Genomic DNA, 14,206 nt, shown 5'->3' with positions numbered 1-14,206 from the left:
GGGTGGGGGGACCGCGTCGCCGGTGGCGACGTCCGGGCGCGCTGGCGCGCCCGTGCGAGTCTAGTCGTTGGCCGGCCCCCTTCTGCGAGGAGATTCCCATGGCACCACGGATCGCCACCACGACCGCCGTCGACCGCGACGGGCTGCTGGAGGTGCTGCGGGAGCGTCGGCACGGCGTGCTCGTCACCACCCGCCGGGACGGCTCCCCGCAGCTGAGCCCGGTGACGTTCGGCGTGGACGCGGCCGGCCGGGTGGTGGTCTCGACGTACCCGGACCGCGCGAAGGCCGTGAACCTGCGGCGGGACCCGCGGGTGTCGTTCCTGGCCCTCGGCGACGACTTCGACGACGCCTGGGTGCAGGTGGACGGCACGGCCGAGGTGATCGACGTGCCCGACTCGGTGGAGCCGCTCGTCGAGTACTACCGGGCTGCCGCCGGCAAGGAGCACCCGGACTGGGACGAGTACCGGGAGGCGATGCTGCGCCAGGGCAAGAGCGTCGTGCGGATCACGGTCGAGCGCTGGGGGCCGGTCGCGACCGGCGGCTTCCCCGCCCGGTTGGTCGAGGGTGCGTGAACCTCCGCTGAGAGGCTGCCCACATCGCGGTCCCCGCGCACCCGGATGGCCTTAGCGTCGACCCATGGCGACGTTGCCCGATCCCGTGTGGCCCGTGCTCCTGCTCGCGTTCGTCTCCGCGGGCGACGCGCTGCTGTGCGTGCGGCCGGTGGCCTTCATCGCGCAGTGCTTCCGCGACGTGAACTTCCCGGAGCGCTGGTGGTGGGTGATGCCGTGGATCAAGGCGGCCGCGGCGGCCGGCCTGGTCGCGGGGATCTGGGTGCCCTGTCTCGGGCTCGTGACGTCGGCCTGCCTGGTCGTGTACTTCGTGCTCGCCCTGACGTTCCACGTGCGGGCGCGGGACTTCGGCCGCAACTTCTTCGTCAACGCCACGGGCATGTTCCTGCTGTGCGTCTTCGTGCTGTGGTTCTCGTTCCTGCGCTGAGCCCGCGGCGCCCCCGGGGGTCGCGGGCTCAGAAGAGCACCTGCTCGATCCCCGCGCCGGCGACCTCGAGCCCGCCGCCGTCGCGCGGCATGCCTGCCAGGGCGCCCGCGGGGTAGTCACCCTCGCCGTGCGGCTGCAGCTCGTCCGGGAACCGCCCCGTCGCCCCCGAGCGCGAGCGGTGCCCCGACGACCGGAAGCCGCGCTCGGCGAGGAGCGGCTCGACGCGGTCCCAGAGCCACTGCCGGTAGGCCTCGAGCGCGTAGGTGCCGCGGGCGTACACGCGCCCGTACCCGGCGACGGCGCGCGGGTGCTCGCGCTCGAGCCACTGCAGGTACCACTCGCGGGTGCCCGGCTTGAGGTGCAGCGGCACGACCGTGACCCCCGTGGCCCCGGCGTCGGCGACCGCGTCGAGCAGCCGGCGCAGGTGGTCGCGGGAGTCGGTGAGCCACGGCAGCACCGGCGCCACCATGACCCCGCAGGGCAGGCCTGCGGCCCGTACCGCGCGGATCAGGTCGAGCCGGGCGCGGGGTGTCGGTGTGCCCGGCTCGACCGACTGCTGCAGCTCCTCGTCGCCCGGTGAGTCGGCGAAGGCGAGCGAGACGCCGACCCCCACCTTCACGCGCTCGGCCGCCTCCGCGATCAGCGGCAGGTCGCGGCGCAGCAGGGTGCCCTTCGTGAGGATCGAGAAGGGCGTGCCGGAGTCCGCGAGCGCCCCGATGATCCCGGGCATGAGCCGGTAGCGCCCCTCGGCCCGCTGGTACGGGTCGGTGTTGGTGCCCATCGCCACCGGTTCCCGGCTCCACGACGGCCGGGCCAGCTCGGCGCGCAGCACCTCGGCCACGTTCGACTTCACCACGACCTGGGAGTCGAAGTCGCGGCCCGCATCCAGGTCGAGGTACTCGTGCGTGGGGCGGGCGAAGCAGTTGTGCGAGACGACCCCGTTCGCGATGAAGTCACCGGTGCCGGTGGTGATGTCGATCATCTCCTGCTCGAAACCCAGGTCCTCGACGCTCACGACGCGCAGGTCGGCGGCTGTCTTGACGGCCCCACCGAGCACGGAGAGCTTCCGGGTGATCGCCGGGCGCACGAGACGGAAGAAGCGTTGCCGGGAGTGAAGCCCACCCACGACCCGCACGGCCCCGACGCCGCGAGGGTTGGAGCGCTCTCGGACGTTCGGCACACCCAGCCGATCCATGGACGCGCTCGTCCTGGAGAGGATCTCGTCGTCCGTGTTCGAGACGCGGAGGACGCCGCGCGAGCACGAGCCTTCCGCGTCGAAGATGCCCGCCAGGAACCCCGTCGACCACTCTTCGGTCGGATCGGCGGGCCAGGCCACCAACCGGTTGATCGCCTCGTAGTCCACCCGTCGACCGGTGTAGATGCAGTCGATCGCCCGGCGCGACGCGGACGCGGCGCTGAAGGGGCGGCGTTTGAGCTCGACGCCTTCCTGGGTGAGGTAGTCGGCCGAGCGTTCCAGCGCTTCCGCGTCGGCCAACGCCAGACGGAAATGGGTGACGCGCATCGGCTGCCCGGAAGCCCTCGTGTACGTCTTGTCGAGGCGCATGCCGTCACCGCGGATCATGCCCGTGAGGTACCCACGCCGGTACTCCTTCGATTCCGCACCCGGCGTCGCCTCGACCGTTGCTCTCCCGTTGCCGAACCCCATCAGCGTGTTGTTCGACGTCAGGAACGGTCGCTGCGGATCACCACGCCCCTGCCGCGCTACGTGCTTCCAACCGCGCCCGCTGACCAGGAACCGGTGGTCACCGCTGGCCACGATCTCCGTCCCGTCGGCCAGGGTCACGCGGTACGCCCGACGGATGGTCCGCCACCAGGCCAGGACGGTCGTCGCCTCGTACTTCCGATATCTGCCGTCCACGACCGTGCCGACGATCTGCTCCCCCACCCGGATGTCGCGAATCGGCTTCTGCCGCCCGTCGGCCATGAGCACCAGGGTCTCCGGGCTGGTGCAGTAGCGGCACGCATGACTGCATCCCCGGTACGGGTTGACCGTCCACCCGAACGGCATCTTCGACGCCGCGGGCACCTTGGACAGCGCGCTCTTCGCGAGCACCTCGTGGAACGTGACGTCGGCGAACTCCGGCGTCCGCACCGTGCGCACGAGGCCGAGCCGTCCCAGGGCGGACCGTTCGAGCCCGGGCAGGGCGCCGTCGTCCGCGCCGACCGTCTGGCCTTCCCATCTCACCCGGACATTCGAACATGCGTTCGACCCTCTGTCCAGCCCCTCCGCGCACCGCTGTCAGCGGCGGAGCCGCGCGAACGCCCGGCGGGCCCGTTCCCGTAGCGGCAGCCGGCGCGCGGCGACCTCGGCGACCAGCACCTCGACCGTGTCCAGCGCGGCCGCGGTCACGTCGCGCTGCCGGGGCTTGTCGGGGTCGACCCAGTCGTCGCCCGGCGGGACGGGCAGCAGGTCGTGCAGGTCGCCGTGCACGGTCACGTCGTGGTCGCGGAGCCAGGCGACCCACGTCGCGCTGAGGTCGGCCACCCACGGGTGGTCCTCCGGCCCTACGGCGATCGACGGTGACCGCCGGGGCGCGAGCGCGTCGCCGGCGACGATGCCGTCGACGATCGGCGAGAGAGCACCTCCCCGCTGGACGCCGTCCCCGAGCCGACGGTTGAGACCGCGCAGCACCTGGGCCTCCGGGATGCCGACCGAGGCGTTCACCCGCTCGGCGTCCCGCGGCGCCCACGCGGGGTCGACGTCGATCGCGTCCAGGAACCGGAGCCAGAGCGCGTCCCTGGCGCCGCCCGCGGGCGGCGCCGTCACGACATGGATGCGCGACGCCGGGAGGTCCGCGGCCCACACGCTCAGCACACGGGTCGGGTCCAAGGAGCCCAGGAACACCGACCGGCCTGCCCGGGCGCGGTCGAGATACGTGCGCAGCGTCGTCCTCGCGCCGAACTTCAGCGTCTCCTGCCAGCCGCTCGCGAGCCCGCGCCCGAGGTCGCGCAGGGTGAGCACCACGTGGACCTCGGCGCCGGTCGCGGCCAGGTCCGCGAGCACCCGGGCCGCCTGGTCCGGCTGTGCCCTCGCCAGCAGCTCGTGGCTGACGACGACGTCGCCCCGCGCTCGGCGCACCTGGCGCACCAGGCGCTCCCACGCCCCGTCCAGGCGCCGCGGGTCGACGCCGTGGCGCGCCCCCGTGACGTCGAGCGCGGCCCAGTAGTGCAGCCGCGGCTCGCCCAGCGGGCCGCTGGGGTAGAGCAGACCGTGCCGCCGCAGCTCCCGGCGGTTCGCGTGCAGGCGCGACTGCAGGTAGGTCGTACCGGACTTCGGCGCGCCCACGTGCAGGAAGACTCGTCTCGGCATGCCCCACCGTCGCACGCGTGGCTGGGCACGCACTGGAAGGGGCGCCCGTCAGAGCGCCAACGACACCCCGGCCCGCGACGTCGCGAACAGCCCGCCCGCGCCCTGGAGCGTGAGCGCCGGGATCGGCGCGGTGTCGAGGTCCGCCGCACGGTAGCGCTTGAGGTCGCCGCGGTAGACGACCGTACCCGGCACGTCGAGCAGCGTCTGCGGTCGCACCTTCCAGCGCGGGACGCCCAGGTCGCACACCCCCGCGTCGCGCAGCACGTGGTAGACGAACTCGGAGCAGAAGAACCGCCGGTCGTCCTCCGACCCACGGCCGAGCAGGCCGGTCACGAGACCGGGCGCGTTGTAGGCGTAGGTGTGGCTGTCGAGGAGGAACTCGGCGACCCGCGCGCCCACGGCGTCGCGCTGCCGAGGCGTGACGGGGACCTCGATGACGACGCCCGGCAGGCGCTCCATCCCCCGGTAGAGCTCGTCGTCGAGGCGCTCGCGCTTGAAGCAGCCGACGAACGGGTTGGACGGGCGGCGGCGACCGAAGCTGAACATGAGCTCGAGGTCGGCGTCGAGTGCCAGGGCCGCGTGCGTGTACTCGTCCCGCGTCGCGAGGCGGATCGTCCGCGACAGGACGGTGCTGCTGCGGGACAGGACCACGTAGATGCTCACGGCGGTCACCGTACCGTCCCCCGGACCCCGTCCGGCCAGGTCAGCGGGGAGATCAGGGTGAATCTCAGGGACGCCTCAGGGTGCCCGGGGGACAACCCCCGCGGGGTGTCCCCGATCAGTTCCGCCCGCCGGCGGGGTCCACCCTTCAGGGCCGGTTCGCCGCCGGCCCCGTCCCGACCCGAGGAGTCCCCGTGATCACCGTCCAGCGTGCCTTCAGCAGCTTCTCCGTCGACGACCTCGACCCCGCGGAGTCGTTCTACCGGGACGTCGTGGGGCTGCGCGTGCGGCGCACGCCCATGGGGCTCGAGCTGGACGTCCCCGGCGGGACCGCCGTCTTCGTCTACCCGAAGGGCGAGGCCCACGAGCCGGCGAGCCACACCGTGCTCAACCTCGTCGTGCCGGACGTCGCCGTCGCGGCGGCGGACCTGCACGCCGCCGGCGTCGACCTCGTGCGCTACCCCGGGTTCGCGCAGGACGCCGACGGCGTGGTGCGCAGCGACGACCCGCGCCAAGGCCCGACCATCGGGTGGTTCCGTGACCCCGCGCGCAACGTCGTCGCGCTCATCGAGGCCTGAGGATCACTCCGCGGCGGCCGGCACGACGCGCGGGAACAGGTCCTGGGCCGGCGGCGCCCACGTCGCGGCGTCGGCGTCCACCTGCTCGCCCGAGCGGATGTCCTTCACCTGACCCGCCAGGACGTCGGGGGCCGCGCCGTCCTCGCCCGGCTGCGCCGGGAACCACACGAAGGGGATGCCCCGTCGGTCGGCGACCTTGATCTGCTTGCCGAACTTCGCCGCCGTCGGCGCGACGTCGGCCGGGACGCCCCGGGCGCGCAGCGCCGCCGCGACGGCGTCGGACCGGTCCCGGTGCGCCTCGTCCGTGACGGCGACGAGCACGGCCGTGGGCACGCCGCGCGTCGCGGTCACGAGCCCCGCGGAGAGCAGCCGCGAGACGAGGCGGGAGACCCCGATCGAGAGGCCGACGCCCGGGTACGTGTTCTTCCCGTCCGAGGCGAGGGTGTCGTAGCGCCCGCCCGAGCAGATCGAGCCGAGCTGCTCGTGGCCCACCAGCACCGTCTCGTAGACCGAGCCGGTGTAGTAGTCGAGGCCGCGCGCGATCTTCAGGTCGGCCACGACGACGCCGGGGGCGCGGCGCGCGGCCGCCTCGATCAGCGCGGCGAGCTCGCCCAGGCCCGTCTCGAGCAGCTCCGTGACCGCGTCGTAGGACGCCGCGAGCGCGCGGACCCGGTCCACCACCGTCGTGTCGGTCCCGGAGATCGCGGCGAGCTCGAGGCAGGCCTTGGCCTGCTCGGGCGTGGCACCCTGCTCCGCCTGCAGCAGGTCCGCGACGGCGTCCGGACCGATCTTGTCCAGCTTGTCGACCTGGCGCAGCACGCCCTCGACGTCGTCCAGGCCCAGGCCGCGGTAGAAGCCCTCGGCGACCTTGCGGTTGTTCACGAGGATGCGGACCTCGGGCACCCCGACGTCGCGCAGGGCGCCGAGCGCCTCGGCCATGACCAGCGGGAGCTCGACCTCGTAGTGGTAGGGCAGCTCGCCCGCGCCGACGACGTCGATGTCCGCCTGGACGAACTCGCGGAAGCGGCCGTCCTGGGGGCGCTCGCCGCGCCATACCTTCTGGATCTGGTAGCGCTTGAAGGGGAACGCGAGCCGGCCGGCGTTCTCCAGCACGTAGCGCGCGAACGGCACTGTGAGGTCGAAGTGCAGGCCGAGCTGCTTCTCCGACCGGTCCCCGGCGTCCTCCGCGCCCGGCTCCTCCTGGAGCCTGCGCAGCACGTAGACCTCCTTGGAGGTCTCACCCTTGCGCAGCAGCTGGTCGAGCGGCTCCACGGCCCGCGTCTCGATGCCGGCGAACCCGTGCAGCTCGAACGTGCGCCGCAGCGTGTCGAGGACGTGCTGCTCGACGACGCGACCGTCGGGGAGCCATTCGGGGAAGCCGGAGAGCGGGGTGGGGCGTGCCATGGGCCCCATCTTCCCAGACGTCGTGGGCGTCGCGGACCTCGTCCCACCGCTGGTGGGACGGCCCCCCGGGCGGGATCAGCGCAGGTGCGGGTGCAGGAAGGGGTTGGTGGCGAGCTCACGGCCCACCGTCGTGGTCGCGCCGTGCCCGGGCACGACGCCGAGGTCGGGGTCGAGCCCGCCCACCACGTCGCGCAGCGGGCGCGCCATGGTCGCGGCGTCGCCACCCGGCAGGTCGGTGCGACCGACCCCGCCCGCGAACAGCACGTCGCCCGCGAGGACCACGCCCGCCTCGCCGGCGCCGTCGTCGTCCCGGGCCAGGAGGAGCGTGGAGCCCTCCGTGTGGCCCGGTGCGTGCAGCGTGCGCAGCCGGACCGCGCCCGCGAGGAGCTCGCCCGCGCCGTCCGGACCGAGGTCGAGGGTCTCGACGACGGCGGGTGCGCGGTAGTCCTCGGGCCGCCGCCCCGTGCCTGCGAGCGCCTCCGCCAGGGCGCCGCTCACGGCGTGGCCGGCGCCGCCCGCTGGCGTGGTGAGCCCGAGGGTGCCGAAGGGGTCCGCGAGCCGGTACGCGTCCGCGGGATGGATCCGCAGGGGCACGTCGTACCGGTCGCAGAGCGCCGCGGCGTCCCAGGTGTGGTCCACGTGCCCGTGGGTGGCGACGACGGCGCGCGGGACCAGGCCCCGCTCGGCGACCAGCCGCTCGACGTCGGGGGCGACGCCCGCCCCCGCGTCCACGATCACGCAGTCGGCGTCCCGGCCGGTGGGACCGGCGACGACGACGCAGCAGTTGGTGGCGAAGACGGGCGCGACGACGAGGAGGATCTGCACGGCGCCACGCTAGCGGGCGCCTCGCGCCGTCGGGGCGGCGGCCTCTGCGGATGTGACCTGCGTCCCGGCCTCTAGACTGTCCCCCGCGCGCGGGAGTTCCCGCGCGCGACCGGGACCAGGCGAGGAGGACCGCGCGGTGGCCGCCACCAAGCGCGAGCGGGAGTACGCCCGCAAGCGGCAGGAGAAGTGGGAGCAGCGGCAGGCGCAGGCGCGCGCCCGGCGGCAGCGGACGTTCGCGATCGTGGCGATCGTGGCCATCCTCGCGCTGGTGGGCGGCGGGTTCGTCGTCGCGAACCTCGGCGGCGCCGCGAACCCCGCAGACCCGACGACGCCGCAGGCCGCGGGCGACTGCCCCGCGGCGGAGTACGGGGCCCGCTCCGGCGGAGAGCTGCCCGATCCCTCGGCGGCCGAGGACCGCACGTGGACGGCGACCGTCGACCTGTGCGCGGGCGGCACGGAGTCGCAGCTCGTCATGGAGCTCGACGGCGCCGCCGCCCCGCAGGCCGTCGCGAGCTTCGTGTCGCTCGCGGACCAGGGCTACTTCGACGGCACCGCCTGCCACCGCCTCACCACCCAGGGCATCTACGTGCTGCAGTGCGGCGACCCGACGGGCACCGGGACCGGTGACCCCGGCTACTCGTACGGCCCGATCGAGAACGCCCCGGAGGACGACGTGTACCCCGCCGGGACCCTGGCGATGGCCCGGCAGGGCGACAACGGCGAGTCGATGGGCTCGCAGTTCTTCGTCGTGTACCAGGATTCGACCATCCCGTCCGACACCGCGGGCGGGTACACGGTGTTCGGCACCGTCACGTCCGGCCTGGACGCCGTCCAGGCAGTCGCTGACGCGGGTGTCGACGGAGGGGCCGGCGACGGCTCCCCCGCGAGCCCCGTCATCATCGAAGGAGTGGAGACCCAGTGAGCGAGAGCACCCCCGGCTCGACCGGCCCCGAGGAGACCCCGGCCGGCACCGAGGAGACGGCCGAGACTCCATCGCAGACGACCCCGGACGAGGCGACCCCGCCGACTCCCGAGGCAGCCCCGCAGCCCGCCGCCGGCGACGCCGCGGACGCGGCTCCCGCGGCCGAGGCAACCGAGGCCACCGAGGCCGCCCAGGCCGCGCCGGAGTCGGAGCCGGAGCCGGAGTCCGCGGCGGCACCCGAGACCGACGAGCCCACCGCGGACGCGGCGCCCACGGCCGAGACCTCGGCCGAGACCGCCGAGGCTCCCGCGGTCGACGCTTCGCAGCCGGCGACGGAGCCTGGGTCCGCCGCGCCCGCCGCGCCCGCCGCGCCGGCGCCGCCGAAGCCCTCGGCCCTGCCGAAGCCGCCCCGCCCGGGCGCGCCCAAGCCGACGGCGCTGCGCCGCCCCGGCGCGCCCACGCCCGCGGACGTGCCTCCGGCCGAGCCCACCACGCCCGCGGCGCCGGTCGTCCCCCCGGCCCTGGACGCCGCCGCGACGGCCGCGGCGGAGGCGTTCGGCCGCGTGGACGACGACGGCACGGTGTACGTGCGGGAGGCCGCCGGTGAGCGGCAGGTCGGCCAGTTCCCCGGTGTCTCCGCGTCGGAGGCCATGAGCCTGTACGTGCGCCGCTACCTCGACCTCGATGCCAAGGTGGCGCTGTTCGAGACGCGGCTCGACAGCGCCGACCTGTCGGTACGGGAGATCGACCAGACCCTCGCGAAGCTCGCGGAGGAGACGGGCGAGCCCGCCGCCGTCGGCGACCTGGACGCCCTGCGGGCCCGCGTGGAGGGGCTCAAGGCACGCGCGGCGGAGCGCCGCGCCGCGCTCGAGCAGGAGCGTGCGGCCGCCAAGGCCGAGGCCGTGGCCGCCCGCACCGCCATCGTCGAGGCGGCAGAGAAGATCGCCGCCACCGACCCCGGCAAGATGCAGTGGCGCCCGGCGGGCGAGGAGCTGCGGGGGCTCCTGGACCGGTGGAAGGAGGCGCAGCGCAACGGGCCGCGCATCGACCGCCCCTCCGAGGAGGCGCTCTGGAAGCGGTTCAGCCACGCGCGCACCGCGTTCGACCGCGAGCGTCGGCACTTCTTCGCCGACCTCGAGCAGCGCAACTCGACCGCCAAGGCGGCCAAGGAGCAGCTGGTCGCCGAGGCGGAGTCCCTGCAGACCAGCACCGACTGGGGGGCGACCGCCGCCGCCTACCGCGACCTCATGACGCAGTGGAAGGCCGCGGGGCGGGCCAGCCGCAAGGACGACGACGCGCTCTGGGCCCGGTTCCGGGCGGCGCAGGACGCGTTCTTCGGGGCGCGTGACGCGGAGAACGCGGCGATCGACGCCGAGTACGGGAAGAACCTCGAGGTCAAGGAGGCGCTGCTCGTCGAGGCGGAGGCCCTCCTGCCGGTCAAGGACCTCGCGGCGGCGAAGGAGAAGTTGCGCGACCTCCAGGATCGCTGGGAGGAGGCCGGCAAGGTGCCACGCGCCGACATCCAGCGCGTCGAGGCACGGATGCGCGCCGTCGAGACGGCGGTCCGGGGCGCCGAGCAGGCCCGCTGGGACCGCACCAACCCGGAGACCCGCGCGCGGGCCGAGGGAGCGGCGGCCCAGCTCGAGGCGGCCATCGAAGGGCTCGAGAACGACCTCGCGAAGGCGCGCGAGTCGGGCGACGCGCGTCGTGTCGAGGAGGCCGAGACGGCGCTCGCCGCGCGGCGGGCGTGGCTCGAGCAGGTCGTCCGTGCCGCGGAGGACACCCGGGGCTGACCCTCCGGGCCGTCGCCCGCGCGACGATCCACAGGCGGTACCCCGAAGGGGCTCGCGACCGGATAGTTTCCGGCTCGTGAGCCCCTTCGCCGTCCTGCCCTCGCCGCCCGCCCCGTCCGTGGGCGCCCCTCGGCACGGCCCTGCCTCGCCGTGCCGGCTCGGCGACCTGCTCGCGCCGCCCGGCCGGAGGCCCGGCCCCCTGGTCCGCCCGGCGGACGTCGGCGGGCGCGCGGCGTGGGACGTCCTCGTGCGCGACGGCGCCCTCGAGGTGGTGCGGGGCGACGCGGCCGTGGTCGCCGGCGACCCCGTGACCCCGGTGCTGCGGGCCGCGCTCCTCAGCGGGTCCCTGCCCGCGGGCGCCGTGGCCGCAGGGCGCACCGCGGCGTGGGTGCACGCCGGCCCGCTGGCGGGCCGCCGGTCCGCCGCGCACCTCGACGTCGCCTACGCGGCCGGCGGCCACCGGCCCGCGCTCTGGGGCACGGGACTCGTGTGGCAGGCGCGGCTGCTGCGCGGCGACACCGTCGACCTGGCGGGGGTGCGCGTCACCGCGCCGCTGCGGACGGTCGTCGACGTCGCGCTGCACGTCCCGGGCGACGAGGACGCGGCCGTCATCGCCCGCGACCTCGCGGACGCCTGCGGCCTGGCCCTCGACGACGCGGCCGTGCTGCTGGAGCGCCGGGCCCGGGTCGTCGGGCGGCCACGGGCCCGCGACGTGCTGGCCCGGGCCGCCGCCCTCCGTGCGGCGCCCGCCGCCCTGCCCTAGGTTGAGCCGCATGGCCTCCGCCGCACCCGCCGTCGAGCTCGACGCCGCTGGCCGCGCCGTGCGCGTCTCCAGCCCCGACCGCGTCGTCTTCCCCGAGCTGCCCGACCGCCCGGGCCTCACGAAGCGCGAGATCGTCGAGTACTTCCTGTCGGTGGGCGACGGGATCCTGGGGGCGCTGCTCCACCGGCCCACGACGCTCGAGCGCTGGCCGAAGGGATGGTGGCCCGACGCGGTCATGGCGACGCGCGCCGACAACCGCGGCGACGCGTTCTACCAGAAGCGCCTGCCCAAGGGAGCCCCCGACTGGGTCGAGACCGCGACCATCGCGTTCCCGAGCGGGCGCACCGCCGACGAGGTGGCGCCGACCGAGCTCGCGGTCGTGGCGTGGGCCGCGAACCTCGGCACGCTGACGTTCCATCCCTGGCCGGTGCGCCGTGACGACGTCGAGGCGGTCGACCAGCTGCGCATCGACCTCGACCCGCAGCCCGGCACGTCGTTCGACGACGCGGCGGCCGTCGCACCGCACCTGCGCGAGCTGCTCACGGAGCTCGGGCTCACCGGCTACCCGAAGACGTCGGGCGGGCGGGGCCTGCACGTCTTCGTGCCCCTCGCGCCCCGCTGGTCGTTCCAGCAGGCCCGCCGCGCCACGATCGCCGTCGGCCGCGAGCTGGAGCGTCGCCTCCCCGACCAGGTCACGACGAAGTGGTGGAAGGAGGAGCGGGGCGAGAAGATCTTCGTCGACTACAACCAGATGGCCCGGGACCGCACCATCGCCTCCGCGTACTCCGTCCGGGCCAACAGGCGCGCCACGGTCTCCACCCCGCTGGAGTGGGACGAGGTCGGCGAGGTGCACCCCGACGACTTCGACGTCACGACCGCGCCCGCCCGGTTCGCCGAGCGCGGCGACCTGTTCGCCGCCCTGCGCGCCGACCGCGACCCGGGGCTGGACTGCTCCCTCGACGCGGCGCTCGAGCTCGCGCGCCGCGACGAGGAGGAGCACGGCCTCGGCGACCTGCCGTACCCGCCGGAGTATCCCAAGATGCCCGGCGAGCCCAAGCGCGTGCAGCCCAGCAGGGACACCGACCGCAAGCGCTGACCGCCGTCCGACCGTCGTGGGCGCTCAGGGACGGGTGTAGCGCAGGAAGACCGACCCGTCGCCGAGCGGCACGCACTCGGCCCGCGTGAGCTCGGCCTGCCAGCCGTCGGGGAGCAGCCGCAGGCCGCCACCGGCGACGTGCGGCACCACGCGCACCGTGAGCTCGTCGACCACCCCGGCCAGGAGCGCACCCGCGGCGGTCGTCGGCCCGGAGACCTCCACGACGCCGTCGGTCCCCGCCGCGATCTCGGCCAGGCGCTCGGGGGTGAGCCGCGCCTCGAGCGTGGTGCGGGGCGCGTCGACCGTCCCCTGCTGGGCGACGAGGCCGTCGGAGCAGACGATCTTGTCGATCCCCGTCCAGATCTCGGCGAACGCGTCCGTGGCGGCGCTCTGCCCCAGCTCCCACGTGTCCCAGACGCGCATCGTCTCGAACATGCGGCGGCCCACGACGAAGGTCGAGACGTCGCGGACCTGGTCGTTGATGAACGCGTGGACGGCGTCGTCCGGGGCGCCCCAGTCGAAGTCCCCCGCCGCGTCGGCCACGTAGCCGTCGAGCGAGCAGCTCATCAGTCCGTATCTCAGTGTTCCCATGGTCCCCAGACCTCCCGCGGGGTCGCGACTCATCGGCGACCGGCCGGGCGGGTGCTCAGGCGGTGCCCGGCGCCCCCGGCAGCAGGGTGGCCAGGTCGTACCCGACCGGCTCCTCGAGCTGGGCGTACGTGCACGACGACGGCTCACGGTCGGGCCGCCAGCGCTTGAACTGCGCGGTGTGCCGGAACCGGGACCCCTCCATGTGGTCGTACCCGACCTCCAGCACCCGCTCGACGCGCAGCGGCGTGAAGGACAGGTCCTTGCCGGCGCTCCAGCGCGACTGCGCGCCCGGGCGCCGCTCCCCCGCGCTGCCGTCCGCGACCGCCGGGTCCTGCCAGTCCGCCCACGGGTGCGCGGCGGCGTCCTCGGTGCCCGGCTCCACGACGAGCGGTGCGAGCTCGGCGTGCAGGGCCGCACGCCTGGCGGCCGGGAACGAGGCCGAGACCCCGACGAACTGGAGGCTGGCGGGGTCGTCGCCGTCCGCGTACAGCCCGAGCAGGAGCGAGCCGATGAGCGGCTTCTGGGGCGTCGACGTCTTGTGCAACCGGTAGCCCGCGAGGACGACGTCGGCCGTCCGGGCGTGCTTGACCTTCAGCAGCGCGCGCTTGTTCGGCTGGTACGGGTCGTCGAGCCGCTTGGCGACGACCCCGTCGAGCCCCGCACCCTCGAAGGCCTCGAACCAGTCGCGCGCGACGGCGGCGTCCTGCGTGCGGGGCGTGGCGTGCACCCGCGGGCCGTCGAGGCCGAGCCCGTCGAGCACGGCGAGCCGCTCGCGCAGCGGGCGGCCGGACAGGTCGTCGTCGCCGTGGGCGAGGACGTCGAAGACGACGAGGCTCGCGGGCGTCTCCGAGGCCAGGAGCCGCACGCGGGAGTCCGCCGGGTGGATCCGCTGGCCCAGTGCGTCGAAGTCCAGGTGCGCCGACCCGTCCGCACCCGCCCCGGGGCGCGCGACCACGATCTCGCCGTCGACGACGCAGCGCTCGGGCAGCGCGTCGCGCGCCGCCTCCACCACGTCGGGGAAGTAGCGCTGCATCGGCCGCCCGTTGCGGGAGTCGATCCGCACGTCGTCGCCGTCGCGGAACACCAGGGCGCGGAAACCGTCCCACTTCGGCTCGTAGACCCAGACCTCGTCGCCCGCCGGCTGGTCCGGGACCTCCGGCACGGACTTCGCCAGCATGGGCAGCACCGGTGGTTCGAGCGGCAGCGTCATGCTGGCGAACCTACTCCGAGAGGTGGCCCGGCACCTC

The 14,206-nt window shown here is 74.9% G+C and carries 14 protein-coding genes; 7 read left to right on the top strand and 7 right to left on the bottom strand.

Annotated features, from left to right (window positions below):
* Positions 1-98 precede the first annotated feature (98 nt).
* Together ABZ493_RS14930 and ABZ493_RS14925 are read left to right on the top strand one after the other, a co-directional pair.
* A complete protein-coding gene (locus ABZ493_RS14930; protein WP_430582927.1) occupies positions 99-572 on the top strand; it encodes a PPOX class F420-dependent oxidoreductase in 474 nt (157 codons plus the stop codon).
* A 64-nt stretch (positions 573-636) separates the two neighbouring features.
* Positions 637-996, top strand: coding sequence for a DoxX family protein (locus tag ABZ493_RS14925; RefSeq protein WP_430582926.1), 360 nt, complete (start codon positions 637-639; stop codon positions 994-996).
* 28 nt (positions 997-1,024) lie between these two features.
* Here ABZ493_RS14925 and ABZ493_RS14920 read toward each other — a convergent pair whose 3' ends face one another.
* The 3 genes from ABZ493_RS14920 to ABZ493_RS14910 are packed head-to-tail and all read right to left on the bottom strand — an operon-like array spanning position 1,025 to position 4,990.
* The gene (locus ABZ493_RS14920; protein WP_430582925.1) at positions 1,025-3,202 is read right to left on the bottom strand and encodes an intein-containing Rv2578c family radical SAM protein; all 2,178 of its coding nucleotides are present in this window, start codon (positions 3,200-3,202) and stop codon (positions 1,025-1,027) included.
* A gap of 54 nt (positions 3,203-3,256) precedes the next feature.
* Positions 3,257-4,327, bottom strand: a complete 1,071-nt coding sequence (locus tag ABZ493_RS14915; RefSeq protein ID WP_430582924.1) for a hypothetical protein — start codon at positions 4,325-4,327, stop codon at positions 3,257-3,259.
* Positions 4,328-4,375: 48 nt separating this feature from the next.
* Entirely contained in the window at positions 4,376-4,990 is a 615-nt protein-coding gene (locus ABZ493_RS14910) for a hypothetical protein (RefSeq protein ID WP_430582923.1), read from the bottom strand.
* Between the two features lie 191 nt (positions 4,991-5,181).
* Between ABZ493_RS14910 and ABZ493_RS14905 the strand changes: the two genes are divergently transcribed.
* Positions 5,182-5,565 carry a VOC family protein gene (locus tag ABZ493_RS14905; RefSeq protein WP_430582922.1) on the top strand — a complete coding sequence of 128 codons (384 nt, stop codon included), beginning with the start codon at positions 5,182-5,184 and terminating at the stop codon, positions 5,563-5,565.
* A gap of 3 nt (positions 5,566-5,568) precedes the next feature.
* On the opposite strand, the gene hisS is transcribed toward ABZ493_RS14905, so the two are convergent.
* Positions 5,569-6,969, bottom strand: coding sequence for a histidine--tRNA ligase (gene hisS / locus ABZ493_RS14900; RefSeq protein ID WP_430582921.1), 1,401 nt, complete (start codon positions 6,967-6,969; stop codon positions 5,569-5,571).
* A gap of 75 nt (positions 6,970-7,044) precedes the next feature.
* On the bottom strand, positions 7,045-7,794 hold the full coding sequence (locus ABZ493_RS14895; protein ID WP_430582920.1) for an MBL fold metallo-hydrolase: 750 nt from the start codon (positions 7,792-7,794) through the stop codon (positions 7,045-7,047).
* Positions 7,795-7,930: 136 nt separating this feature from the next.
* Between ABZ493_RS14895 and ABZ493_RS14890 the strand changes: the two genes are divergently transcribed.
* From ABZ493_RS14890 to ligD, 4 genes are all read left to right on the top strand, one after another.
* Positions 7,931-8,716: a peptidylprolyl isomerase gene (locus ABZ493_RS14890; protein ID WP_430582919.1), complete on the top strand. Its 786-nt coding sequence runs from the start codon at positions 7,931-7,933 to the stop codon at positions 8,714-8,716.
* Complete coding sequence (locus ABZ493_RS14885) at positions 8,713-10,509, top strand: DUF349 domain-containing protein (RefSeq protein ID WP_430582918.1); 1,797 nt, start codon at positions 8,713-8,715, stop codon at positions 10,507-10,509. Before ABZ493_RS14890 ends, ABZ493_RS14885 begins: the two co-directional genes overlap by 4 nt.
* Positions 10,510-10,585: 76 nt before the next feature.
* Positions 10,586-11,272, top strand: a complete 687-nt coding sequence (locus tag ABZ493_RS14880) for a hypothetical protein (protein WP_430582917.1) — start codon at positions 10,586-10,588, stop codon at positions 11,270-11,272.
* Between the two features lie 10 nt (positions 11,273-11,282).
* Positions 11,283-12,368: a non-homologous end-joining DNA ligase gene (gene ligD / locus ABZ493_RS14875; protein WP_430582916.1), complete on the top strand. Its 1,086-nt coding sequence runs from the start codon at positions 11,283-11,285 to the stop codon at positions 12,366-12,368.
* Positions 12,369-12,392: 24 nt separating this feature from the next.
* Here ligD and ABZ493_RS14870 read toward each other — a convergent pair whose 3' ends face one another.
* Complete coding sequence (locus ABZ493_RS14870; protein ID WP_430582915.1) at positions 12,393-12,959, bottom strand: dihydrofolate reductase family protein; 567 nt, start codon at positions 12,957-12,959, stop codon at positions 12,393-12,395.
* Between the two features lie 55 nt (positions 12,960-13,014).
* Positions 13,015-14,169: an ATP-dependent DNA ligase gene (locus ABZ493_RS14865; protein ID WP_430582914.1), complete on the bottom strand. Its 1,155-nt coding sequence runs from the start codon at positions 14,167-14,169 to the stop codon at positions 13,015-13,017.
* Positions 14,170-14,206: the final 37 nt, after the last annotated feature.

The organism is Isoptericola sp. NPDC019482, assembly GCF_040632295.1.
Classification (GTDB): domain Bacteria; phylum Actinomycetota; class Actinomycetes; order Actinomycetales; family Cellulomonadaceae; genus Isoptericola.
This window is presented reverse-complemented; position numbering and strand designations above follow the sequence as displayed.